The sequence below is a fragment of the Bradyrhizobium sp. Ses1 genome, assembly GCF_059512365.1.
Map to the genome: position 1 here is coordinate 44,943 of NZ_JCAMOQ010000003.1, position 24,384 is coordinate 69,326.

General features: G+C 64.7%; 17 protein-coding genes. 11 read left to right on the forward strand and 6 right to left on the reverse strand.

Annotation, left to right across the window (positions count from 1 at the left end):
- Positions 1-182: 182 nt before the first annotated feature.
- On the reverse strand, positions 183-950 hold the full coding sequence (locus tag AC5ZG5_RS05500; RefSeq protein ID WP_130229456.1) for a DsbA family protein: 768 nt from the start codon (positions 948-950) through the stop codon (positions 183-185).
- Positions 951-1,018: 68 nt separating this feature from the next.
- Positions 1,019-2,422, reverse strand: coding sequence for a M48 family metalloprotease (locus AC5ZG5_RS05505; RefSeq protein WP_496165433.1), 1,404 nt, complete (start codon positions 2,420-2,422; stop codon positions 1,019-1,021).
- 135 nt (positions 2,423-2,557) lie between these two features.
- Between AC5ZG5_RS05505 and AC5ZG5_RS05510 the strand changes: the two genes are divergently transcribed.
- The 7 genes from AC5ZG5_RS05510 (at position 2,558) to AC5ZG5_RS05540 (ending at position 10,450) form a co-directional block, all read left to right on the forward strand.
- Entirely contained in the window at positions 2,558-3,745 is a 1,188-nt protein-coding gene (locus AC5ZG5_RS05510; RefSeq protein WP_456646156.1) for a pyridoxal phosphate-dependent aminotransferase, read from the forward strand.
- 91 nt (positions 3,746-3,836) lie between these two features.
- A complete protein-coding gene (locus AC5ZG5_RS05515) occupies positions 3,837-4,394 on the forward strand; it encodes a biotin transporter BioY (RefSeq protein WP_456646159.1) in 558 nt (185 codons plus the stop codon).
- A gap of 103 nt (positions 4,395-4,497) precedes the next feature.
- Positions 4,498-5,835, forward strand: coding sequence for a dicarboxylate/amino acid:cation symporter (locus tag AC5ZG5_RS05520; protein WP_456646157.1), 1,338 nt, complete (start codon positions 4,498-4,500; stop codon positions 5,833-5,835).
- Positions 5,836-6,163: 328 nt separating this feature from the next.
- Complete coding sequence (locus tag AC5ZG5_RS05525; RefSeq protein WP_456641512.1) at positions 6,164-7,201, forward strand: 2-keto-3-deoxygluconate permease; 1,038 nt, start codon at positions 6,164-6,166, stop codon at positions 7,199-7,201.
- Positions 7,202-7,203: 2 nt separating this feature from the next.
- The gene (locus AC5ZG5_RS05530) at positions 7,204-8,511 is read left to right on the forward strand and encodes a four-carbon acid sugar kinase family protein (RefSeq protein ID WP_456641513.1); all 1,308 of its coding nucleotides are present in this window, start codon (positions 7,204-7,206) and stop codon (positions 8,509-8,511) included.
- The gene (gene pdxA, locus AC5ZG5_RS05535) at positions 8,508-9,506 is read left to right on the forward strand and encodes a 4-hydroxythreonine-4-phosphate dehydrogenase PdxA (RefSeq protein WP_456641514.1); all 999 of its coding nucleotides are present in this window, start codon (positions 8,508-8,510) and stop codon (positions 9,504-9,506) included. Before AC5ZG5_RS05530 ends, pdxA begins: the two co-directional genes overlap by 4 nt.
- 176 nt (positions 9,507-9,682) lie before the next feature.
- Complete coding sequence (locus AC5ZG5_RS05540) at positions 9,683-10,450, forward strand: DeoR/GlpR family DNA-binding transcription regulator (RefSeq protein ID WP_456641515.1); 768 nt, start codon at positions 9,683-9,685, stop codon at positions 10,448-10,450.
- Positions 10,451-10,612: 162 nt separating this feature from the next.
- Here the strand turns inward: AC5ZG5_RS05540 and AC5ZG5_RS05545 are convergent, their stop codons facing one another.
- On the reverse strand, positions 10,613-13,123 hold the full coding sequence (locus AC5ZG5_RS05545; RefSeq protein WP_456641516.1) for an Rne/Rng family ribonuclease: 2,511 nt from the start codon (positions 13,121-13,123) through the stop codon (positions 10,613-10,615).
- Positions 13,124-13,156: 33 nt separating this feature from the next.
- Between AC5ZG5_RS05545 and AC5ZG5_RS05550 the strand changes: the two genes are divergently transcribed.
- From AC5ZG5_RS05550 to prfB, 4 genes are all read left to right on the forward strand, one after another.
- Positions 13,157-13,867 carry a hypothetical protein gene (locus tag AC5ZG5_RS05550; protein WP_409334817.1) on the forward strand — a complete coding sequence of 237 codons (711 nt, stop codon included), beginning with the start codon at positions 13,157-13,159 and terminating at the stop codon, positions 13,865-13,867.
- Positions 13,868-14,530: 663 nt separating this feature from the next.
- Positions 14,531-15,826, forward strand: a complete 1,296-nt coding sequence (locus tag AC5ZG5_RS05555; RefSeq protein ID WP_456641517.1) for an N-acetylmuramoyl-L-alanine amidase — start codon at positions 14,531-14,533, stop codon at positions 15,824-15,826.
- A 229-nt stretch (positions 15,827-16,055) separates the two neighbouring features.
- Positions 16,056-18,542, forward strand: coding sequence for a penicillin-binding protein 1A (locus AC5ZG5_RS05560; RefSeq protein ID WP_130227886.1), 2,487 nt, complete (start codon positions 16,056-16,058; stop codon positions 18,540-18,542).
- Between the two features lie 108 nt (positions 18,543-18,650).
- Positions 18,651-19,782 (forward strand): peptide chain release factor 2 gene (prfB, locus tag AC5ZG5_RS05565; RefSeq protein WP_130227885.1). Its coding sequence is split into 2 segments (ribosomal slippage): positions 18,651-18,719 and positions 18,721-19,782, totalling 1,131 coding nucleotides; the frame shifts between segments, so codons are not numbered across the junction.
- A 17-nt stretch (positions 19,783-19,799) separates the two neighbouring features.
- On the opposite strand, the gene AC5ZG5_RS05570 is transcribed toward prfB, so the two are convergent.
- From AC5ZG5_RS05570 to AC5ZG5_RS05580, 3 genes are all read right to left on the reverse strand, one after another.
- Entirely contained in the window at positions 19,800-21,956 is a 2,157-nt protein-coding gene (locus tag AC5ZG5_RS05570) for a carbamoyltransferase C-terminal domain-containing protein (RefSeq protein ID WP_456641518.1), read from the reverse strand.
- A gap of 204 nt (positions 21,957-22,160) precedes the next feature.
- Positions 22,161-23,522: a M23 family metallopeptidase gene (locus tag AC5ZG5_RS05575; protein WP_456641519.1), complete on the reverse strand. Its 1,362-nt coding sequence runs from the start codon at positions 23,520-23,522 to the stop codon at positions 22,161-22,163.
- Positions 23,523-23,621: 99 nt separating this feature from the next.
- Entirely contained in the window at positions 23,622-24,326 is a 705-nt protein-coding gene (locus tag AC5ZG5_RS05580; RefSeq protein ID WP_456641520.1) for a peroxiredoxin, read from the reverse strand.
- Positions 24,327-24,384: the final 58 nt, after the last annotated feature.

The window sequence follows — 24,384 nt, forward strand, 5'->3', positions numbered from 1 at the left end:
CTCAAGAAGTCCTGCATTGCCCACGCCAACAACGAAAGGAGGAGAGCGGCGTTCCGAACTGAGAGCGGTTCCACGCGGTTTGTTTTGTGAATGCGCGATGAACGGAAGCGTGCAGAAACGCTCAAACAAAAGGCCGGCTACGAAGCCGGCCTTTGCGCATCCGAGATTGTCTCGCAGTGATGTCAGCACGTCGCCTTGCCGCAACGGGCGATGCCGATCTTTTCCTTCAGGTTCTCCAGCCCGACTGCGCCGATCACGACCTGCTTGCCGATGACGTAGCTTGGCGTCCCGTTCATGCCCATGGCTTCCGCGAGCTTGAAGTTCTCCTCGATGGTCGCTTTCGCTTCCGGGCCCGCCATGTCCTTCTCGAGCCTGGCCATGTCGAGGCCGACTTCCTTGGCGACCGCCATCGCGCGTGCCTTGTCGGCGGCGCCACGGCCGCCGAGCAGCTTCTGGTGGAAGTCGAGATATTTCTTGCCCGTCGGATCCTGCATGCGCACGGCGACGGCGACTTGCGCCGCTTCCACCGAGCCCTGGCTCAGCACCGGAAATTCCTTCAGCACGACTTTCAGCTTGGGATCGGCCTTCATGAGGTCGATCATGTCGACCATCGCGCGTTTGCAGTAGCCGCAGTTGTAGTCGAAGAATTCCACGAAGGTGACGTCGCCGTCCTTGTTACCGAGCGTCACGCCGCGCGGCGAGTTGAAGATCACATCCGCATTCTTCGCGATGCTCGCCTGATGCTTCTCGGCCTCGGCCGCGGCCTGACGCTTGGTCAGCTCGGTCATCGCCTCCTCGAGCACCTCGGGATGCGTGATCAGGTAGTTGCGCACGATGCTCTCGATGTCGCTGCGTTGCGTATCGGAGAAGCCCTGCGCGGATGCGGGCAGCGGGGCGCCAGCGAGCGCTGCGGCGAGCAGGGCGGGAGCGAGAAAACGGAGCGGGCGCATGGGCAAATCCTTGTACGGCTTGGGTTTAGTGCCGGTTGGCAATCGTTGTAGACGATTTACGTTGATGGCTAGTTGTTTTTCTGACCCGGCAGCGGCTTGGCGCTCACAATATCGTCAGCCTTGACCCAGCCGGGGGTTCCGATGGCAAAGCGCGTCTTGGCACGCGAGGCCAGCTCGCGCGCGGTCTTGCTGTCGCCGCGCAGATAGGCGGCCTGGGCGGAAGCGAGGTCCGCTTGCGCATAATCGCCCTTGCGGCCATAGGCCATGGCAAGCTGGGTATAGCCGATCGGCGCCTCGCTCTCGCGCGCCACCGCGGCGCGCAGGATGTTGATGGCTTCATCGGTGTAGGCGTTGTTGCTGGTCGCGACCAGCGCCTGGCCCAGCAGCATCTCGATCAGGGGCGCGTTGCCCGAGAGCTGCACCGCCCTTCGCAATGGCGCGATCGCCTCCGCCGGCCTGCCGCCCTCGAGCAGCGCCTGGCCGCGCAATTCGTAGAAATAGGCGTTGTTGGGCTGCGCCTTAATCAGGCCGTCGATTTGGGCCAGCGCACTGCGGAGATCGCCATGCAGATAGGTCGAGATCGCCCGCGCATAGCGGGCGGGCAGGCCGTTGTTGGACGAAGGATAGCGGCGATAGACGGTGTCCTGCCGCTCCATGAAAGCGGAGATCTTGGCGCGCACCATGTCGTGGCGCATTTGCAGCGCGGGATCGTCCTTCTTGTCCCAATAGGGGCTGGAGCGCGCGATCTCCGCCAGCGCCGCCACGCGATCAGCGGGCATTGGATGCGACATCAGATACGGATCGGCGCCGCGAGCTGCGAACAGGCTTTCGTCGGTGAAGCGCTTGAACGTTTCGTACATGCCCTTGGCGGACTGGCCAGTCGCGTTCAGGAATTTCACGCCGGCGCGGTCGGCGTTCTCTTCCTGCTGGCGCTGATAGGAGAGTAGCGTTCGGCGGATCACTTCCTGCGGCGCCGCGACCGCCGCGGCACCGGCATTGGCGAGGCCGTTGCTGCTGCCACCGCGTGCGCCTGCGACCATCGCGCCGGCGCCGAGCAGCATGGCGATGATCATCTGGGTCTGCGCCTGCGCCAGTTGCTCGCGGAGCTTTGCGAGATGGCCGCCGGCAAGATGTCCTGTCTCGTGCGCGAGCACGCCGATGATCTGGTTCGGCGTCTCCGACTGCATGAGCGCGCCGTAATTGACGAAGATGCGCCGGCCGTCGGCAACGAAAGCGTTGAATGTGCCATCGTTGATGATGACCATCTGGATGTTCTGCTTCTCCAGTCCCGCAGCGCGCAGGATCGGCCTCGTATAGTCGCGCAGCAACTGCTCGGACTCGGTGTCGCGAAGGATCGGCGGGCCCTTGTTCTCCTGCGCCAGCGCCATCGTCGGCGCGACCGCCAGCGCGATCGCGGTGGCGAGCGCGGTCAATTTCAGGGTCTTCTTGCGAAGCGCGAAACGGAGCAGCATGGAGCGGTCTTAGCGATTGGCGGCGGGCCACGGACAATATATGCCCTAACAAACCGCCGAATGCGGCCAGTCTGGGGCGCAACCGGTCGTTACGGAACCCGAAACCGGCGACGCCGGCCCAAATAGCAGATATCCATGCCCGAAGCGACATTTAGAGACCGCGTGAATCACCTTTTGACCGCTTCGGGAAGGAGCGAGGTTCCGCCCTTCATGGTCATGGACGTGATGGCGGCGGCGGCGCGAATCGAGGCGGCCGGCGGGCATGTGATCCACATGGAGGTCGGCCAACCGGCGGCGCCGGCACCGAAAGCGGCGATCGCGGCCGCTCACGCGGCGCTCCACGATGGACGCATCGACTACACCTCCGCGCTCGGTATTCCCTCGCTGCGCGCGCGCATCGCGCGGCATTATCGCGAGACGTATGGATGCGAGGTCGATGCCGAGCGCATCGTAATCACGACGGGCTCGTCGGGCGGCTTCATCCTGGCGTTTCTCGCAATGTTCGAGCCGGGCGATCGCGTTGCGGTGACCGTGCCCGGCTATCCGCCGTACCGGCATATCCTGACCGCGCTCGGCTGCGAGCCGGTGCTGATCGAGACGACGAACGAAACGCGGCATGCGCTGACCGGCGAGGCGCTGCTGGACGCACATCGCAAGGCGCCGCTCAAAGGCGTTCTGGTGGGCAGCCCCGCCAATCCGACCGGCACGATGATGTCGCGCGAGGCTCTTGCAACCCTGATGGCGGCGGCCGAGAGCGCCAGCATCCGCTTCATCTCGGACGAGATCTATCACGGGCTCGACTACGCCTTTCCGGCAGTTACGGCAGCCGAATTGTCCCCACACGCCCTCGTGATCAATTCGTTCTCGAAATATTTCTGCATGACCGGTTGGCGGGTCGGCTGGATGGTCGTGCCCGAGCCGCTGGTCCGCCCGATCGAGCGGCTGCAGCAGAACCTCTCGATTTCGGTGCCAACGCTGTCGCAGATCGCCGCCGAAGCCGCCTTCGAGGGCCGCGAGGAGATGGAAGCGATCAAGCGCGGCTATCAGGAGAACCGGCGTATTCTGATCGAGGGGCTGCCGAAAGCGGGGCTGACCAAGTTCCTGCCCGCGGATGGCGCATTCTACCTTTATGCCGATGTGTCGGACTTTACGTCCGACAGCTTCGAATTCGCCCGCCAGATGTTGGAAAAGGCCCATGTCGCGGCGACGCCGGGTGTCGATTTCGACCCGATCCATGGCCGCGCCTTCATCCGTTTTTCCTATGCGCGGTCCGCAGAGGAGATGCAGGAAGCGGTTGCGCGGATCGCTGGTTGGCTTAAATAGCGCGCCAGTTTGTCACACCCCGGAGTTGGCCTTGTCCGTCAGATCGGTATCTGTTTCCGCCGCCGCCAGGCATTTTCCTCTTGCTTCGGTGCTGTGGCCGAACCGGTCGGGTGATTTCTCCGGACTGTTGCGCGGGATCGTCCTGGTATTCCTCGGCACGGCGCTGCTGACGCTGTCGGCCAAGGTCAATCTGCCGCTGCCCTATGTGCCGATGACGCTGCAGACGCTGGTGGTGCTGATGATCGGCGCTGCCTACGGCTCACGGCTCGGAACTGCGACGGTGGTCGCCTATCTGGCGGAAGGCGCGATCGGCTTTCCGGTGTTTGCCGGACCGGTCGGCGGCCTCGCACCGCTGATGGGGCCGACGGCCGGCTATCTGTTCGGCTTCGTGGCGGCGGCGTTCGTCACCGGCTGGCTCGCCGAGCGCGGCCTTGACCGAAGCGTCGTCCGGCTGTTTGCAGCGATGGCGCTCGGCCACATCATCATCCTCGCGGCCGGTTTTAGCTGGCTCGCCTTCGGTGTCGGCCTGGGGGCCGAGAAGGCGTGGCTGGTCGGGATCGTGCCGTTCATCGCGGGTACGCTCGTCAAGACCGCGCTCGGGGCCGCGCTGCTGCCGGCTGCACGGCGGCTCGCCGATCGCCGCCTGTAAGCGAGCCGCGGGCGAGGCGCCTGCCAATCTGATTTTCCGAGATGGTCATCGCCGCATCGCTCGGCGGATCGACCTTGCGCATCTTCGAGTAGGAGTGAGACTCATGGCAACGATTGCGACGAGCGAGCCTGCTGAGGCCAGCACATCAAAACCGTGGTACCGAATCCTCTATGTCCAGGTGCTGATCGCGATCGTGCTCGGCGTCGTGGTCGGCTGGTTGTGGCCGGCGCTCGCGACAAATGACTGGATCAAGGCGCTCGGCGACGGCTTCATCAAGCTGATCAAGATGGTGATCGCTCCGATCATCTTCTGCACAGTGGTCTCGGGCATCTCCCATATCCAGGACGCCAGCAAGGTCGGGCGCGTCGGGATCAAGGCGCTGCTCTATTTCGAGATCGTCTCCACCTTTGCGCTGATCCTCGGCCTGATCATGGGTAACCTGTTCCAGATCGGCCATGGGCTCGCAGCAAAACCCGGGGCGGCGGACGTCGCGAGCGCCACCAAGTACGCGGATCAAGCGCACGCTCAGAAGTCGGTCGATTTTGTCCTCAACATCATTCCCGACAGCGTGTTCGGCGCGTTTGCGCGCGGCGACATCCTGCAGGTGCTGCTGTTTGCGATCCTCTTCGGCTTCGCGCTGATGGCGATGGGCAAACGCGGCGAGCGGCTGCGCGATATCATCGACGATAGCGCACATGCGGTGTTCGGCGTGATCAGCATCGTCATGAAAGCGGCGCCCGTCGGCGCGTTCGGCGCGATGGCCTTCACCATCGGCAAGTTCGGTCCCGCGGCGCTCGGCAACCTGATCGGCCTGATCGCGCTGTTCTACGGCACCGCCGCGCTGTTCGTGGTGCTGGTGCTCGGCCTGATCGCGCGGGTGATGGGCTTCAGCATCTTCAAGTTCATCGCCTACATCAAGGATGAGCTGTTGATCGCGCTTGGCACCAGCTCGTCCGAGAGCGCGCTGCCGCAATTGATGGAAAAGCTGGAGCGGCTCGGCTGCTCCAAGCCGGTGGTCGGGCTGGTGGTGCCGACCGGCTACTCCTTCAATCTCGACGGCACCAACATCTACATGACGCTGGCGACCCTGTTCATCGCGCAGGCACTTGGCGTCGATCTCTCCTTCGGCCAGCAACTGACCATCCTGGTCGTCGCGATGCTGACCTCGAAGGGGGCGAGCGGCGTCACCGGGGCGGGTTTCATCACGCTCGCGGCGACGCTGAGCGTGGTCAATCCGGCGCTGGTGCCGGGCATGGCCATCGTGTTCTCGATCGACAAGTTCATGAGCGAGGTGCGCGCACTGACCAACATCACCGGCAACGGCATCGCCGCGGTGTTCGTCTCATGGTGGGAGGGCGAGCTCGACCACAAGAAGCTGCACGCCAACCTGAACAAGCAGATCGATCCATCCGACGTCGAGACGGCGATCACCACGGGCTGACCTGCCAGCGAGCTTTTCGGCGCGGCAAACGCAACGATAACGGGGCGCACCATTTCCCATGGTGCGCCCCGTTCCGCATGGAGCAAATCGTTCTGAAGGAAGCCAGCTAGGACTGGCGGTAGATGGCGCGCCCGAAGATCAGGCCCGCCGACACTCCGTCCAAGGGTCCCGTTTGGCGGTCGACCGCCCGCATGGCCATTTTGCGCGAAATGCGCAATAAGCCTTGAATGTTGCGTGATGCGAGCATATACGGGCGGCCGTTTGCTCGTTTCTCTGGCGGAAATGCGCAAAATGATCGAATGAGCGCTTTGCGCGGGAGAAAACAGAAATGCAGGTTCCAATTAAGCGGGCGATCGAGAAGGTCCCTGGCGGGATGATGGTGGTCCCGCTGTTGGTCGGGGCGCTTATTGCGACCTTCTTTCCCGAGACTCCGAAGTTCTTCGGCTCCTTCACCGGCGCACTTTTCTCCGGCGCATTGACGATTCTCGCCGTGTTTTACGTTTGCATGGGCGCGAGCATCGACTTCCGCGCGACCCCCTACATTGTGAAGAAGGGCGGCACCCTGCTGATCGTGAAGGTTGGCGTTGCCGTTGTCCTCGGCCTGATCTTCGGCCGCATTTTGGGAGAAGCGCCGGTCGCTGCTGGCATGTTCGCGGGTGTGTCGACTCTCGCGATCGTCGCCGCCATGAACGACACCAATGGCGGCCTCTATATGGCGTTGATGGGCCAATATGGACGTCCGCGTGACGTCGGCGCCTATACCATCATGTCGCTGGAGAGCGGTCCTTTCCTCACCATGATCACCTTGGGCGTCGCCGGCCTCTCGGCATTTCCATGGCAGACCCTCGTCGGCGCTATCTTGCCTCTGATGGTGGGCATGATCATCGGCAATCTCGATCGCGAGATGCGCGACTTCCTGAGCCGCGCGGTGCCTGTGATGATCCCGTTCTTCGCCTTCGCGCTCGGCGCCGGCCTCGATCTGTCGAAGGTCTGGCACGCCGGTCTACTCGGCCTCGGCATGGGAGTGGCCGTGGTGGTTCTGACCGGCATCCCGCTGTTCTTGGCCGATCGCATCACTGGCGGGAATGGTGTCGCGGGTGTTGCGGCGGCCTCGACGGCCGGTAATGCGGCGGCAGTCCCGGCGATTGTCGCCGCGGCCAATCCGGCCTATGCAGACGCGGCGCGGCCTGCGACCATTCTCGTCGCGGCATGCGTCGTGGTTACCGCAATCCTCGTGCCGATCGTTACCGCCTGGACGGCCCGCGTTGTTGGTCGCGACGTCGAGGAGCCTGCAGAAAAGGACCAGGCTTCTGCCGGCAACATGACCCCCACGGTGCGCTCGGCTGTCACTGAGGCAGGTCACTGAAGATGGCTCCTAAAGCGTTTTCGAGCGAAGTGGATACCGGTTCGCGTCAAGAAAATGCGCCAAGCCAGAGCTGGCTGATCGTCGCTGACGATCTCACCGGTGCCGCGGATTGTGCGATCGCCTTCGGCAGAAGGGGGCGTGCGGCTGCGGTGACGTGGGGTGAGGTGACCGACGCGTCGGGTTACCGGCTGCCCGTCCTGGCCTACGATGCAGCGAGTAGAGGCCTTTCGGCCGCGGCCGCTGCAGTCCGCCATGCCGATGTGCTGACGCGCCTCTGCGAACCCGGACGTATTCTTTTCAAGAAAATTGACTCGACGCTGCGGGGGCAACCTGCAGCGGAGATTGCCGCCGCGCTTGCGCATCTCAAGTCGCCGTCGGGTCCGGCCTTCGGCGTGTTCGCGCCGGCCTTTCCGGCCACCGGCCGCACCACCATCGACGGGCGCATCCTGGTCAAAGGCCGCCCCCTCGAGGAGGCCGAGGTCTGGCGGCGCGACCACACCTATTCGAATGCCGATCTTGTCGACGTTCTCGCGACCGCGGGCATTCGCGGTGAGAAGGTCAAGCTCGCTGCCGTGCGCGGTGGCGATCTCAAAGCCACATTCGCGAGGCTGGCCGGGGAGGGCGATGTCGTTGCGGCCTGCGACGCCGAGACCGAACACGATCTGCATTTGATCGCGGAGGCGAGCCTGCATGCATCGCCCGCAACTTTCTTCATCGGCAGCGCCGGCCTCGCGCATGCGCTGGCCGGCCTCGAAGACGGCCATGTCGTCGAGCCGCTGCGCATTCCGACGAGCGCATCCGGCACCCTGATCGTGGTGGGCTCGCTCGCCGGCGCGTCTCGCACTGCCGCGCGCGAGCTGGAGGCGACCGGCACCGTGGCGCATTTCCCGGTCGCGCCGGAGACGCTGCTCAACGATGGTGCCGGCCGGGCGGCGCTCGCCGCGGACGTGATGAAACGACTTGCCGGCGGCGGCGATGCACTGGTTGAGATCATGATGGATGATCATCCCGACATGTCGCTCGGCCCGCAGCTCGCCAACGGTCTCGCCGAGGCCCTGGAGGCCGTCGCACCCGCGATCGGCGCCTTTGCTGCGACGGGCGGCGAAACTGCCGCGGCGCTGCTGTCGCGCTTCGGCGTCAACGGCATCCGTCTTGCCGACGAAATCGAGCCGGGCGTGTCGCTCGGCCTCACTCTTGGCCGATTATCCGTTCCGATCGCCACCAAAGCGGGCGCGTTCGGTGACGAGCACAGCCTCATCCGCATCAGCGAGCGCCTTCGCGCCGTCCGAACCAGAGGAAGTTTCATATGACCAGTCCGACCATTGCGATCACCATGGGAGATCCGGCCGGTATCGGACCCGAGGTGATCATGAAGGCGCTGGCGCAGCCGGAGGTGCAGGCGATCTGCAATGCGCTGGTGATCGGCGATGCCAACCGTCTGCGCAAGGCCGGTCAGATCGTCGGCCTCTCGCTTGAGGTCGATGCGCTGAACGACGCGAAGGAGGCGAATTTTGCGTCGAAGGCGGTGCAGTGCCTTGACCTGAAGCTGGTGCCGGACGATCTGCCGTTCGGCAAGGTTTCGGCAACGGCAGGTGAGGCGGCTTATCGCTATATCGAGAAAGCCGTGCAGGTGGTGCAGGCAGGGCTCGCTCAGGGCATCTGCACCGCGCCGCTCTCCAAGGAAGCGCTGCATGCGGCCGGCCACAAATATCCCGGCCATACCGAGCTCCTGGCGCATCTGACCGGCACGCCGGAAGTGTCGATGATGCTGGTGTCGCCGAAACTCCGCGTCATTCACGTGACCACGCATATCGGCCTGCTCGATGCGATCGAGAAGATCGAGCCCGGCCTCGTCGAGCGTGTCATCGCACGCGGACATGACGTGCTGGTGCGCGCCGGCATCGCCAATCCGAAGATCGGCGTCTGCGCCATCAATCCGCACGCCGGCGAAAACGGGTTGTTCGGTCGCGGCGAGGAAGCCGCCAAGATCACGCCGGCCGTGGAAGCCTGTCAGCGCAAGGGCTGGGACGTGCGCGGCCCCCTGCCTGCCGACACGCTGTTCTTCCTGGCCGGCCGCGGCGACTACGACATGGTGGTCGCGATGTATCACGATCAGGGCCATGGACCCATCAAGGTGCTGGGGTTGGAAGCCGGTGTGAACATCACTGTTGGCCTGCCGGTGATCCGCACCTCGGTCGATCACGGGACCGCCTTCGACATCGCGGGCAAGGGCATCGCCGACGAACGCAGCCTGATCGAGGCGCTGCGGCAGGCGGTCGATCTCGCGCCGAAGAAGGCGGCTTGAGGGGCTGGGCCTTATCGTTCGAGACGCCCGGTACGCGGGCTCCTCAGGATGAGGAGCTCGATGTGGGTTGAGCGCTTGTATTGCGCGGCCGATGCATCGTGGTATCCATCGGTCGTGCCGCGGAGCCGATACGGTCGAGCTCGGCTGACGGCAATGAATCTGTGGGCTGAGGTTCGATGTCGATGCGCAGCAAGGAGCGTCACGCTCGTCTGTTGGAAGCACTGAACGCAGGAGAGATCGATGTCGACGATCTCGCGCGGCGCTTCGACGTCTCCGCCTCCACCGTGCGGCGCGACCTGCAGCATCTCTCCAAGAACAATGTCGTGCGCCGCACCTATGGCGGCGCCATTCTCACCGCCCACGCAAACGAGACGACGCTCGAGCAGCGCCTTGCGGTTCAGGGCAAACAGAAGCAGGCGATCGCGCACGCAGCGATCGATCTGATTGAGGACGGCGACACGCTGATTCTCGATGCCGGCTCGACGGTCGCAGCCTTCGGCCGACTGCTGCAGCAGCGGCGGCTGCGCATCATCACCAACAATCTCGCGCTGCTGCCCTTCCTCGCCAAGGCTCCGACCATAGAGCTTGTGGTGCTGGGCGGCGCGCTGCGCACCACCAGCATGAGCACCATGGGGCCGCTCGCCAACGAGGCGCTGCGCCGCATGACCGCGGACCGCGCCGTCATGAGCGCCGACGGCGTGGTGGATGGCCGTGGCCTGTGCGAAGCGGATCTCGAGCAGGTCGCACTGAAGTCGCTGATGATGCAGCAGTCGAAAGAAGTCATCGTTCTCGCCGACGCCAGCAAGCTCGGCCGCGCCGAACAAATGGCCTGGGCGCCGCTGCCGCCGCGCTGGACGCTGGTGACTGATCTCGGCGCATCTGACGAGCAGTGCAAGCGCCTCGCCGATGCGGGAGCGCGCTTGATCGTTGCTGGCGTTCGCTAGAGCATTTTTCGGTTCTGATGGAATCAGAACCGAACTCTAGATTCTAATTTTGACCCGTTTTCTGCGCAGATAAGTCTACGCAATCTGCGTAAACTTGATTGCTATGCGAACCGGTGTCCACCCTCGGATCAAGTCCGAGGGCATGCTTCGCTCGAAAACGCCCTAGCCCCCGCCACCAAAGCGGCGCGACCACCAGCCGGCCTTGCGGGGCGCCGGAGCCTCGGTCGCCGCTGCAGGCGCAGGTTCCGCGATGGCCGCAGGCGCAGGTTCGGCGACCGGCGCGGGAGCGGGCTCTGCCGGCGGAATCGGCTCGGATTCGCTTTGCACCACGACGGGCACGGGCTCGGGCTGCGAGGCGAAGCTCACTTTCTCGCGCACGGTCGAGCGGCGACGCATCGCGCGATCATTCTCCTGCGCAGGCTCCTCGGCCTCGGGCGCGGCGACGCTCACCGGCTCCGGCTGAGGGGGCGGGCTCTTGGCCGGCTCGAGCTCGAACTCGGGCTCGGCGACCGGTTCGGGCTGAACCAATGTCTGTGCAGGCTCGGGCGAGCCGCCGTCGAAATCGGCGACGGCGTCCGCGGCTTCCGGCTCCGCGCGCGGGCCGAGCTCGTCGGCAATCGAGGCGGCAAGACCCTCATCCGCACCATGGCCGCCACGGCGGCGGCGTCCGCCGCGCCGTCCACGCCGGCGCGGACGGCGTTCGCCGTTCTGGCCTTCACCACGAGCCGACTGCTCTTCGCTCTCGTCCTCGTCGGTCTCGACTTCCTCGGCGGCAATGCCGTCGTCGGTCTCGGGCGCAAGCGGCAACGCCTCGCCATCCTCGCGCGGCACACCGCCCTCGCGGACTTCGCCGCCGCCACCGCGGCCGCGACGCCGCCGGCGCCGCCTTCGGCGCGGACCGTCGGCCTCTTCGCCGGCGCTCGTTTCGTCGCTCAGGCCTTCCGTTTCCTCGGTCTCGATCTCCGCCTCGATGTCGAACGGTTCCTCGTCGTCATAGGCCTCTTCGAGCTGAGGCGGCGCGGACGCGGCCTGCGCCGCGAGCAGCGCCTTGGCGGCTTCCAGCGTGTGCACCTGCTCGCCGCGGTCGATGATGTAGGACTGCTGGCCGCTCACGGTCGCATCCGCCGCCACCGAGATCTGGACCTTGAAGGCGGTTTCGAGATCGCGCAGATGGCCGCGCTTGTGGTTGAGGACGTAGAGCGCGACGTCCGTGCGGGTGCGCACCACGAGATTGTGAGTCGCGCCCTTCATCAGGATTTCCTCGATGCCGCGCAGGAGCTGCAGCGCCACCGACGAGACCGAGCGGACATGCCCGGAGCCGCCGCAATGCGGGCAGGGCTCGGTCGAGCTCTCGAGCACGCTGGCGCGGATGCGCTGGCGCGACATCTCGAGCAGGCCGAAATGCGAGATGCGCCCGACCTGGATGCGTGCGCGGTCCTGCCGCAAGCAATCGGAGAGCTTGCGCTCGACCGCGCGGTTGTTGCGCTTCTCGTCCATGTCGATGAAGTCGATGACGATCAGGCCCGCGAGGTCGCGCAGGCGGAGCTGTCGCGCGACTTCCTCCGCCGCCTCGAGATTGGTCTTGAGCGCGGTGTCCTCGATGTGATGCTCGCGCGTGGCGCGGCCGGAGTTGACGTCGATCGAGACCAGCGCCTCGGTCTGGTTGATGACAATGTAGCCGCCAGAGCGTAGCTGCACAGTCGGGGAGAACATCGCGTCGAGCTGGCTTTCGACGCCCATCCGAGAGAACAAAGGCTGGCCGTCGCGGTACTGCTTCACCGCGCGGACATTCTCCGGCATCAGCATCTTCATGAAATCGCGCGCTTCGCGGTAGCCGGCTTCGCCCGCCACCATGATCTCGTCGATCTCCTTGTTGTAGAGGTCGCGCAGCGAGCGCTTGATCAACGAGCCTTCCTCGTAGACGAGGGTGGGGGCCTGCGACTTCAGGGTCAGGTCGCGCACGGTTTCCCACATCCGGATCAGATATTCGAAATCGCGCTTGATCTCCTGCTTCGAACGCGAGGCCCCGGCCGTGCGCAGGATGATGCCCATACCCTCGGGCACGTCGAGATCCTGCACCACTTCCTTGAGCCGCGAGCGATCCTGGGCCGAGGTGATCTTGCGGCTGATGCCTCCGCCGCGCGCGGTGTTAGGCATCAGCACCGCATAACGGCCGGCAAGCGAAAGATACGTCGTTAGCGCCGCGCCCTTGTTGCCGCGTTCTTCCTTGACGACCTGCACCAGCATCACCTGCCGGCGCTTGATGACTTCCTGGATCTTGTACTGGCGTCGCGGGCGGAAGGGGCGCTCCGGCACCTCCTCGAGCACGTCGTCGCCGCCAACGGATTCGACGACTTCCTCTTCTTCTTCGCCGTCTTCGCCTTCCTCGTCGTCCTCATCGTCATGCGCTTCGTCGCCGAGCGGCTCGGCGCCATGCTCGTCATGCGGCGCAGCCTCCGCGACGAGTTCCGCGGGGGCATGCTCATCGGACGCTGGATGCTCCTCGCCGGGCTCCGCGGTCGGTTGCGCATCCTCGGCGTGGGCGGCGTTTTCCTCGACCTGCTCCTCACGGGCGCGCTCGGGCTCGTGGTTAACCTCGATCTCGGCCCCGACATCCGGAGCGGCAGCGGCGGCCGATGCCTCGACCGCGGCGACAACCGGGTCGGCTTGCACTTCCGCTGCAGCGGTTTCGCTCAGAGCAGGCGCATGATCATGGTCGTCATGAGCATGACGGTCGTCACGGGCATGTTCGTGTTCGCCGTGCTCGTGCCCATCATGATCGTGCTCGTCATGACGGTCGTGCTCGTCAGCATGCTCGTGTGCTTCGTGCTCATGGTGCTCATGCGCATCGGCGCCGAACTCGTGCTGCTCGGCTTCCGCATGAAGCGCGTGATCCTCATCGGCCTGCGGATCGAGCGGCTCGGCACCCTCGACGACCTCGCTCTGAACGCGCTCGCCATGACCGCGGCGGCGGGCATTGCGGTGCCGGGAGCGGCGGCGGTGAGGCCGGCTTTCGCTCTCCTCCTCGGCCTCGCGATGGGCGCGTTCTTCGGCCTCGATCAGCGCCTGACGGTCGGCGACCGGAATCTGGTAATAGTCTGGATGGATTTCGCTGAAGGCAAGGAAGCCATGGCGGTTGCCGCCATACTCGATGAACGCCGCCTGCAGCGACGGCTCTACGCGCGTCACCTTGGCGAGGTAAATATTGCCGCGCAGTTGCTTGCGTTGGGCAGTCTCGAAATCAAATTCTTCGACGCGATTGCCGCGGACCACGACGACCCGGGTCTCTTCCGGGTGGGTGGCATCGATCAACATCTTGTTGGGCATTCTGGAGCTCTTGAAGGCGGCGGGCGCGTAGCATGGCGCGCGCAGATTGCGCCGCCCGGTGACGCGACGGTCCACCTGATTCGGGGGTGAGGGGAAGGCCAAAACGCAAATCGGAGCGCCGTGCGAAGCCCGGCCCGACCGGAACAAACCGACGTGCGGAGCTTTCGCCTCGCGTGGTCGCGATCGTCTCGGGGGTGTTGGTCGGCAACACAGTCTGGCGCATCAAGCGGTTGGCCCGTCTGAACATATTCTGGCGGCAAACAATACCGCCGCATCTTTCGCTGAAGGCCCGGCGCGGCGCCAAAGCGCTCGCCGGCCAATCGCATATTGGGCCCCTTCTTTGACCATGAACCTTTCGGAAAACTGGTGTCCAGTTTTCCGGATCATGCTCTGGGGCCGAATAATCAGTTCTGCCGTGTCTCGCCCCATGCCACACAGAATGTGTCTGGGGCTGGACGCCGCTCGGGCTCAAACCGCCACTCCATGTCAGCCGCGCGCAGCGCTGGCTGGGGAGGGACCGGGAAAAACGCTGGCGCCTTCAGGCTCGAAGGTTCCACCGCTGCACCGGGAGGCTGAACGCGACACAACTGGGAGTATTAGCCGTCAGCACTCCGTACATACGTGGATTGGTCGCTGCACGCAAGGGAGCGTCGCGGCGAGGCAACAGTCGAACCATTTCGCCCGTGCGGTATTAGGGTCTCGTTAACCCTGTGGGTCTAATGCGGTATGACGACGGCTCGGAGGCGCCGAATCGTGGCGGACCGCGCAAATCGATGGGTTTTGCTGGGGTGCGGGCTATTTTGCGCCGCAGCGTTGGCGTGCGGCCCGATTACTGTTTCCAGGGCAGCTGAAGCAACGCCGCCAAGTCCCTCTGCCGGCAGCGATTTTCCTGTCGTTTCTGAAGCCCGGCTTGCCGGAGACGCCAAGCAGACCCGGTTCATTGTCGACCTCGACAAGAAGATTCAGTTCCGCGCCTTCACACTCGCCGATCCCTACCGGGTGGTCGTGGATATTCCCCAGGTGACGTTCCAGCTCCCCGCCGGAACCGGAAATTCCGGGCGCGGGCTGGTGAAGGCATTCCGCTACGGGCTGGTGATGCCGGGCGGGTCGCGAATCGTCTTCGACCTCATGGGGCCAGCGAAGATCGCCAATTCCTACGTGCTGGACGCGGCCAACGGCCAGCCGCCGCGCCTGGTTCTGGAACTGGAGCAGGTTGACCGCAACGCGTTCACCCAGCAGCTTGCGCCGGACGACCGGCCGGAGCTGAAGCCGACCATTGCGGAAGCCAAGGCGGCGATGCCGGCCGAGGGAACGCCCAATGCAAAGCCAGGCGAGCCGGCGGATTCGCGGCCCCTGATCGTGATCGATCCCGGCCATGGCGGCATCGACAACGGCACCCAGTCGAACGGCGAGTTGGAAAAGACCCTCGTGCTCGGCTTCGGGCTCGCATTGCGCGACCGGATCGAGAAGTCGGGCAAATACCGGGTCGTCATGACCCGCACCGATGACACGTTCATCCCGCTGAACGACCGGGTCAAAATCGCCCGCAGCCAGTCGGCGGCGCTGTTCGTCTCGATCCATGCCGACGCGCTGCCGCGCCGGGAAGGCGACGCCCAGGGCGCGACCATCTATACGCTGTCGGACAAGGCCTCGGACGCCGAAGCGGAGCGGCTGGCGGAAGCCGAGAACAAGGCGGACGCCATCGCCGGCGTGAACCTGTCCGATGAGCCGACCGAGGTCGCCGATATCCTGATTGATCTCGCCCGCCGCGAGACCAAGACATTCTCCAACCGTTTTGCACGGCTGTTGGTGTCCGAGATGAAGACGACCGCGCGGATGCACAAGCACCCGCTGAAATCGGCGGGCTTTCGGGTCCTGAAGGCGCCCGACGTGCCCTCGGTCCTGGTCGAACTCGGCTATGTCTCCAACAAGGGCGACCTCGAACACCTGGTATCGGAGAACTGGCGCAACAAGGCGGTGGGATCGATGCTGCAGGCCATTGACGCCTTTTTTGCTAAGCGACTAGCGACGGCCACGCCGGACAAGTGACAGTGCCTGGACTAGAAAAGGCGCCGCTCGGAACCGGGAGGCCCTAGTTTGGCCACAGCGGCAACGGTATAGGACGTTGTCGGGGGCCTCGTGGAATCGGCCGATTTTGTCCGCGGAGCGCTGTATTGTTCGCTTCAAGCACCGGCAGGCTGTTAGGGCCGGGAGCATTCGCAACGAGGAAGTGTCGCCGGCTGGTCCGGCGCAATAGGGTTGGAACGGAACTTCGATAATGCGCTTGCTCGTGCGGTTCATGGGTTTCTTGTTCGCCGCGGGGACCGTCGTGTTCCTGGTTGGCGTGGCCGGCGTCGCGGGCGCGATCTGGCATTTCTCCAAGGACCTGCCGGATTATTCGCAGCTTCAGGACTATGAGCCGCCGGTAATGACGCGCGTGCATGCGTCTGACGGCTCGCTGCTCGGCGAATATTCGAAGGAGCGGCGGCTCTATCTGCCGATCCAGGCGGTGCCCAAGCTGGTCATCAACGCGTTCCTCGCGGCCGAAGACAAGAATTTCTACGAGCACGGCGGCATCGACTTCTCCGGCATGGCGCGCGCGGCGATTCTGTACGCGCAGAACTATGGCTCGGGCCGCCGGCCGCAGGGTGCGTCGACGATCACCCAGCAGGTTGCCAAGAACTTCCTGCTCACCAACGAGGTCTCGTTCGCGCGCAAGATCAAGGAAGCGCTGCTCGCGATGCGCATCGAGCGCGCTTACTCCAAGGATCGTATCCTCGAGCTCTACCTGAACGAAATCTATCTCGGCCTTGGTGCCTATGGCATTGCCGCCGCTTCGCTGGTTTATTTCGACAAGTCGGTGAATGAACTGACCGTCGCCGAAGCCGCCTATCTCGCCTCGCTGCCGAAGGCGCCGGCGGCGCTGCATCCGGTGCGCAACCGCGACCGCGCGATCGAGCGCCGCAACTACGTGATCGACCGCCTGCTCGAAAATGGCTGGATCAAGCAAGCCGACGCCGACAAGGCGCGCAAGGAGCAACTGGTCGTCACCAACCGCAGCAACGGCTCACATACCTTCGCTGGCGAATATTTTGCCGAGGAAGTCCGCCGCGACATCTTCGAGCGCTACGGCGAGAAGAAGCTTTACGAGGGCGGCTTGTCGGTGCGCACCACGCTCGATCCGAAGATCCAGGTGATGGCGCGCAAGACCATGGCCGCCGGCCTCGTCAACTACGACGAAGGGCAGGGCTGGAGGGGCCCGATCACCAAGCTCGATGTTTCCGGCGACTGGGGCGTGAAACTCGCCGACGTCAAATCGCTCTCGGACATCTCGCCATGGCGAATGGCGGTCGTGCTCGAAACCAGTGACCAGTCGGCGCGCATCGGATTCCAGCCCGGCCGCGAACTCGGCGGCGCCGTCAGCAAGCAGCGGCAGACCGGCCTTATCACGCTCGATGGCGTGCGTTGGGCAAGGCCCACGTCCGGCGCGGCGCGCGGGCGGTCGCCTACGGCGGTGTCGCAGGTGCTCGCGCCCGGTGACGTCATCTATGCCGATCCCCTGGTGACCAAGGAGGGCACGGCGATCGAAGGCCAGTACCGGCTGCGGCAATTGCCGGAAATCTCCGGTGCCATGGTCGCAATGGATCCATGGACCGGCCGCGTGCTGGCCATGGTCGGCGGCTTCTCGTTCGACCAGAGCCAGTTCAACCGCGCCACCCAGGCCTATCGGCAGCCGGGATCGTCGTTCAAGCCGATCGTGTATTCGACGGCGCTGGATAATGGCTACACGCCGTCCACAGTGGTGGTCGATGCGCCGATCGAAATCGACCAGGGGCAGGGCGCCGGCGTCTGGCGTCCGGAGAACTATTCGACCGGCAAGTATTACGGTCCGACCACGCTGCGCAATGCGCTGGCTCGCTCGCTGAACACCGTCACGGTGCGGCTGGCGCAGGACATCGGCATGCCTCTGATCGGCGAATACGCCAAGCGTTTCGGTGTCTATGACGAATTGCCGAACTATCTCTCCTACGCGCTCGGCGCTGGCGAGACCACGGTGATGCGGATGGTCACCGCCTATTCGATGTTCGCCAATGGCGGCCGCCGCGTGAAGCCGACGCTGATCGATCGCATCCAGGACCGTTACGGGCACACCATCTACCGGCACGACCAGCGCGAATGCCGCGGCTGTGACGTACCTGGAGGCTGGAAGAACCAGCCCGAACCGCAGCTCGTGGATCGCCGCGAGCAGGTGCTCGATCCGATGACGGCCTATCAGATCACCTCGATGATGGAAGGCGTGGTCCAGTACGGAACCGCTACGGCGGTCAAGGAGGTCGGCAAGCCGATCGCCGGCAAGACCGGCACCACCAACGACGAGAAGGACGTCTGGTTCATCGGCTTCTCGCCGGATCTCGTGGTTGGCGTCTATCTGGGCTACGACAAGCCGCGCAATCTCGGTCGTAAAGCCACCGGTGGCGCGTTGGCCGCGCCGGTCGCACGCGATTTCCTGAAGCTAGCGCTGGCGGAGAAGCCGGCGACGCCGTTCAAGATCCCGGCCGGCATCAAGCTCGTGCGCGTCGATTCCAAGAGCGGCATGCGCGCTGGCCCGGGCGAGGGTGGACGCACCATCCTGGAAGCCTTCAAGCCGGGCACGGCGCCGCCGGATAGCTACTCCGCCATCGGCGTGGCCGATGCCGAGGGCCGGCTGCCGCCGGCCGTTGCGCCCGACGCGGGCGCGATCATGCGTCCCGGCGGATTGTATTAGCGCCTTGAGGATCCAAATCATCGGGAAACAGGCCCGCGGCCGATTGCGCTTCCGCGCTTCGGCCGCTACATCCCTCACAAGACATTCATAATTCAGACCAGAAAGACCATGCGCGCGGAAGTCGAACGCCTAGTTGAAGAGATCAAGCAGTCAGTCGGGCTGCTGAGGAGGCATCTTTGACGTCGAGAAATCGACGGCACGGCTGGCCGAGCTGAACAAGCTCGCCGAAGATCCCGATCTCTGGAACGATCCCCAGAAAGCCCAGAAGCTGATGCAGGAGCGCACCTCGCTGGAGGATGCGCTGTCCGGCATCAGCAAGGTCGAGCGTGAGCTCGAGGACAATGTCGGCATGATCGAGCTCGGCGAGGCCGAGAACGATGAGGGCGTCGTCGCGGAAGCCGAGAAGGCGCTCAAGGACCTCAAGAAGGAAGTCGCCCGGCGCGAGCTGGAGGCGCTGCTGTCAGGCGAGGCCGACAAGTTCGACTCCTATCTCGAAGTCCATGCCGGCGCCGGCGGCACCGAGAGCCAGGACTGGGCGCAGATGCTGCTGCGGATGTACACGCGCTGGGCGGAGAACCATGGCTTCAAGGTCGAGTATCTTGAGGAATCCCAGGGCGAAGAAGCGGGCATCAAGTCCGCCACCATCCAGATCAGCGGCCATAACGCGTATGGCTGGCTGAAGACGGAGGCCGGCGTGCACCGGCTGGTCCGAATCTCGCCATTCGATTCCAACGCGCGCCGGCATACCTCGTTCTCGAGCGTGACGATCTTTCCGGTTGTCGACGACAGCATCAAGATCGACATCAAGGAGTCGGATGTGCGCACCGACACCATGCGCTCCGGCGGCGCCGGCGGCCAGCACGTCAACAAGACCGAATCCGCGGTGCGTCTGACCCATATCCCGACCGGGATCGCCGTGGTCTGCCAGGCCGGCCGCTCCCAGCACAAGAACCGCGCGCAAGCGTGGGACATGCTGCGCGCCCGACTCTACGAGATCGAATTGAAGAAACGCGAGGAGCAGGCGGCCGCGGATCAGGCCGCCAAGACCGATATCGGCTGGGGCCACCAGATCCGCTCCTATGTGCTGCAGCCCTACCAGATGGTGAAGGACCTGCGCACAGGCGTGCAGACCTCAGATACCGCAGGCGTGCTCGACGGCGACCTCGATGAGTTCATGGCGGCTACGTTGGCGCAAAAGGCATTCGGCACGACCGCTGGCGCGATCGAGGACGTCGATTAAAGGAGCGCGCGGCTTGGTCAGGCAACCGGCTGCGCGCTCTTCCATTCCGAGAACCATCGTGTGAACCGGCCGCCGTCGCGCTCGCCGCCGTGCCACACGGCGTACACGGTCCCGTCGCCTGCGACCATGATCACGGCGTCGAGCCCCTTGGAGCGCCGCAGCGTCTCGATGGCCTGGCTTGGCGTCTGCGCGATCGGGCCTGCGACATTGAACGACGTGTTGACCGACAGCTCGACACCGATGCGGCGGCCGAGCGCCTTGAGATAGGCGTAGGTGAGGGGATCGTCCTGCTCGCGCACGATCTGGATGCGGCCGGTGCCGTCGGCGTGGATGACTGCCGGGATCTTGTCGCGCGCGTGCGGCTTCGAGCGGGCGGTCAGCACCATATAGTTATAGGCGTTGTAGCCGTCGTCGGAAGCGCCGGGCAGCAGTTCGAAATAGTACTGCGCCGCCTCCAGCGTCGCCATCGGCGCCAAGGGTCGGATCGCCTCGCGATATTTGACGCGTTCGTTCAGGCGTTCGCGCGTGGCGGGATCGCAGGGATTGGCGAGGATCGAACGATGGCCGAGCGCGCGTGGCCCGGTCTCGGCCGCGCCCTGATAGATCGCGATGACGCCGTTCTGCGCCACCATTGATGCCATCAGGTCGGCGACGGCGTCGCGTCCCTCGGGAGTCGAAATGTCGCCGATCCGCTCTGAGGCGATGTCGTCCGCCTTCAGCGCCGCGATGATCTCGTCAGAAGCCGGCGGTGTGCCGCAGTAGAACGCATGCGTCATCGGCGCGCCGCGCGGAGCACCGGCGAGATGGGCGAACAGCCAGGCGGCGCCGATGGTGACGCCGGGATCGCCGGGCACCGGCGGCACCCACAGGTGCAATTGCGCGCGCCGGCCCTGCGCATTGGCAAACCAGCTCTCATCGAAATGCTCGATCAGCCGCATGTTGCCGACGGCGTTGAGCGCGACGCCGCCGGTCAGCACCAGCCGACGGGCACCGGTCACCCGCAACAAGTGATCCACGACATGGATCATTGCGTCCTCGAACACGAGCTGCGTCGCGGCGGCCTTGTCGAGGCGATCCTGCGTGTCGGGACGGTGCTTGATATCCTCGACGCGCAGCATCGCGTCGGGATTCCAGAGTTGATCCGGCTTGAGCGGTTCGCCAAGAATCTCGGTCAACGTGGCCTTGTAGGGATTATCGAACGGGTCGCAGTACCAGTTCGCCATCGCGCGATTGAGCCAGACTTCGCCGTCGGCGCCGAGATGCAGCACCTTGCGGAGTCGCCGATAATAGGGATTGCCCGATCGGCTCATGTCGCCCCAGGCGGCTGCGCCCATGTAGCGCCCCTCGCTGGACAGCCAGGTCCAGCCGCCCTGGGTCGAGGAGATCACGCTGTAGAACGCGCCGAGTGAATCGAACATGCTCTCGTTGCAGTAGAGCCGGCGCATCGCGCCTTTCTCGACGACATAAAGGGAGACCGAACCCAGATCGCCGGTGCCGTCGAGTACGGCGATGGCGACTGACTCGCTGTCGTCCCTGAAGGGAGAAGCTGCAAAGGAGAACCAGGCATGGTTGTCATGGTGTGGCAGGCAGATCAAAGGCACGCGCTCGGCAAGCTTGAGCTGGCGCGCGAGGATCTTCGGCGTCCGCGTCATCTGCTCGAGGCGGCGGCTGTCGAAACCGGCGGCCTGCGTGGTGCGGAGCAGTTTCAGGCTTTGCGGCAATTCTTCCAGCACCGAACGCGCCAGCGTGCCGGCGAGCGTCGGATAGTCCCAGCTCGTGAGCCAGGCGTCGATTGCGCCGACGTCGTGACCCGTGCTGCGTAACGTCGCGACAACCGCGTCGATCGATTCTTGCGGATACTCCGTAGTGTGCTTGTTGCCGGAAAACCGTTCTTCTTCGTTGTTGACGATCAGGCGCGGACCGTCCCGCTGCGTCACTTCGACGAGTGCGATGCCTGAATTGTGCGTGCCGGGAGCACCTAAGCCCGCAAGATAAACGGTCTCACCGCGTGCGAGCTTGTCGCGCAGGGCTGTGATCCGCGCGTTCGCAAAGTTGGAGCCGAGCTGATGGAAGCCAGCCGCTCCCATCGTCTTCGCCGCCAGCCACCGCGCGGCGCGAAAGCCTGCGGCGGCGAGCCTGCGATGTCGCGGACCAATTCGCGTGTTCGGTTCCAAGTCCAGCGCCTCTGTCAGTGCGATTGCCGATGCATCAATCACACTTGCCAGCGCACAACAATGCTGTTTCGTTGAGGTGGCTTGAACCGAGATGCCGCCGCTGGAGTCCCCGCCAGCCCGGGCATGACGATGGAGTATCGCCAGAGATTAGATTTCCCGTTCTGCCGCTTTCGCAATGGCGAGCGGGTCGGAGCGAGCGGCTGCCTAGCCCGCACTCAGGCGCACGCCGGCGCGCAGGAATTTTTGCGGGTCGACTGCGTCGCCGTCGATGCGTGTCTCGTAGTGGAGATGCGGGCCGGTCGAACGGCCGGTCGAGCCGACGGCGCCGATCACCTGGCCGATCTTGACGGTTTCGCCGACCTTGACGTTGATCTCGGACAGGTGGCCGTAGCGGGTGGAAAGGCCGTTGCCGTGATCGACCTCGACCATGCGGCCGTAACCACCGGCCCAGCCCGATGACACCACCTTGCCATTGGCGGTGGCGCGGACGGGATCGCCCATCGCGGCGCGGAAATCGAGGCCGGTATGCATCGCCGGACGGCCGAGGAATGGATCGGTGCGGACGCCGAAGCCCGAGGTGAACTCGACTTCACCGATCACGGGCTTGCGGTAGGGCACCAGCGTCAGCGTGGCGTTCAAGCGCTGCATCTGCGCGCGGGTGATGTTGATGCGGTTGAGTTGTCGCTCGAACGGACCGGCGTCGGCAGGGAGCTTGACGGGCACGAAGGGACCGCCGATCGCCGAGCGCGGGGTGGCGGCTTCGAGTTGTGACATGTTGAGACCGAGGTCGGTGATCACGCCGCGCATCCGGCGCACGCGCGATTCCATCGTCTCCTCGGCCGAGCTTAGCGCTGCCATCTGGCGTCGCTCGACCTGGTCGAGCGAGGTCTGGAGGCGGACCAGGACATTGTCAAAACCCTGGAGCTTGGCGAACTGGTTTACCGGCGGCGCCGTTTTGATCGGGGCGCGGGATTCCAACCGCGCCTCACGATCCGGTGGCGCCACGAAGATCACGGTGTCGCTGATCGGCGAGGGCTTTGGCGTCGCCGTCGATTCCGGCGCGGCATTGCGCGCAGGCGGCCGGATCGAGCCGGTTGTTGCGACATCCGGCATCGAGCCCAGCGCGGTGGCGCGGGCTTCGAGTGCCGTCTGCCGGCGCATGATCTGCTCGAGCTTCTGATCAAACTGCTCCTGGTCCAGGAGCTGCCGGCTGGTGGTGCGGTCGACCTTGGCGCGCAATTCCGCGATCCGGTCCTCATAGGAAAATTGCATCTCGGCCTGGCGGGCGAGCAGCCGGGTCAGGACGTCGTCGCGAAACGCAAAATAGGTCGCGGTTGCGGCCGACCATATGCCGAGCAGGACCACCGAGCCGACCGCAGCCCAGAACAGGACCGGGCCAATGCGGACCTGCTTGCCGGCATGGACGAGGGTGTAGTCGTTCGCGGGCTGCGCGGCTGCTGACGTTGCGGCATGGGGCGCAGGGCGGCGAGGGGAGGTCCGCCCGTGCTCTCGTGGATGATGGTGCTGCTGGTGATGGTCGAAATGGTGACCGGAACGATAGGACATCGGCACTCCCGCGCCGGTCGGATCAAGTTCCGTACGGCCTCAGTTCGGGAGCGATTTGAGCCGGTCATGGTTAATTTTCTGGAAACGCAGCCTGTTGGATCAGACCGACCTCGCGGCGGCCAGGACCTCGTCGGCATGGCCGTCGACCCGCACATTGCGCCAGATCCTGGCGATCCGGCCGTCGGCGCCGAGCAGAACCGTGGTGCGAAGAATCCCAAGGAAGGTCCTGCCATACATGGATTTCTCGCCCCAGGCCCCATACGCCTCCAGCATCTCGTGCTGCTCATCCGAGCCCAGGGGAATGGCGAGCTGATGCTTGTTCCTGAACGATTCCTGCGCCTTCACGGTGTCCCCGGAGACGCCGAGGATCTCGGTGCCGCTCTCGGCAAACGCATCCTTCAGCCGGGTGAAATCGATCGCCTCCTTGGTGCAGCCGGGCGTATCCGCGCGCGGGTAGAAGAACAGCACCAGCTTCTTGCCGGCGAAGTCGGTGAGTGAGACCTCACTTCCTCCGTCGCGGGGCAGGCGGAAGTCGGGCGCCTTGGCACCCTCAAGCAGAGTGGTCGATTTGGTCGCAGCCGACGCAGCGGATTTTAACGATTTCGATGCAGCCTTGTGGGACGGTTTGGTGGATGCGGCTTTGGCCGCTTTGCTCGATTTCTTTGCGACCGCCTTGCGGGCCTTTGCCGCGGGCGGCTTGACCGATGCGACGGCCTTACTGCGGACTGCCGTGGCCCGAGACGATTTGGCCGGAGACGATTTGGCTGTGGTCTTGGAGGATTTCTTGCGCGTTTTCTTGGACATACGCCTTCCTTTCGTCGCTTTCCGGAGCTCAACCATTGTATCAGTGCGGCGCTTGTCG

Bases quoted from the DNA above. Each gene is read 5' to 3' on its own strand.
- AC5ZG5_RS05500 (WP_130229456.1), bottom strand. From the start codon at position 950: ATGCGCCCGCTCCGTTTTCTCGCTCCCGCCCTGCTCGCCGCAGCGCTC.
- AC5ZG5_RS05505 (WP_496165433.1), bottom strand. From the start codon at position 2,422: ATGCTGCTCCGTTTCGCGCTTCGCAAGAAGACCCTGAAATTGACCGCG.
- AC5ZG5_RS05510 (WP_456646156.1), top strand. From the start codon at position 2,558: ATGCCCGAAGCGACATTTAGAGACCGCGTGAATCACCTTTTGACCGCT.
- AC5ZG5_RS05520 (WP_456646157.1), top strand. From the start codon at position 4,498: ATGGCAACGATTGCGACGAGCGAGCCTGCTGAGGCCAGCACATCAAAA.
- AC5ZG5_RS05525 (WP_456641512.1), top strand. From the start codon at position 6,164: ATGCAGGTTCCAATTAAGCGGGCGATCGAGAAGGTCCCTGGCGGGATG.
- AC5ZG5_RS05530 (WP_456641513.1), top strand. From the start codon at position 7,204: ATGGCTCCTAAAGCGTTTTCGAGCGAAGTGGATACCGGTTCGCGTCAA.
- pdxA (WP_456641514.1), top strand. From the start codon at position 8,508: ATGACCAGTCCGACCATTGCGATCACCATGGGAGATCCGGCCGGTATC.
- AC5ZG5_RS05540 (WP_456641515.1), top strand. From the start codon at position 9,683: ATGTCGATGCGCAGCAAGGAGCGTCACGCTCGTCTGTTGGAAGCACTG.
- AC5ZG5_RS05550 (WP_409334817.1), top strand. From the start codon at position 13,157: ATGATCATGGTCGTCATGAGCATGACGGTCGTCACGGGCATGTTCGTG.
- AC5ZG5_RS05560 (WP_130227886.1), top strand. From the start codon at position 16,056: ATGCGCTTGCTCGTGCGGTTCATGGGTTTCTTGTTCGCCGCGGGGACC.
- AC5ZG5_RS05575 (WP_456641519.1), bottom strand. From the start codon at position 23,522: ATGTCCTATCGTTCCGGTCACCATTTCGACCATCACCAGCAGCACCAT.
- AC5ZG5_RS05580 (WP_456641520.1), bottom strand. From the start codon at position 24,326: ATGTCCAAGAAAACGCGCAAGAAATCCTCCAAGACCACAGCCAAATCG.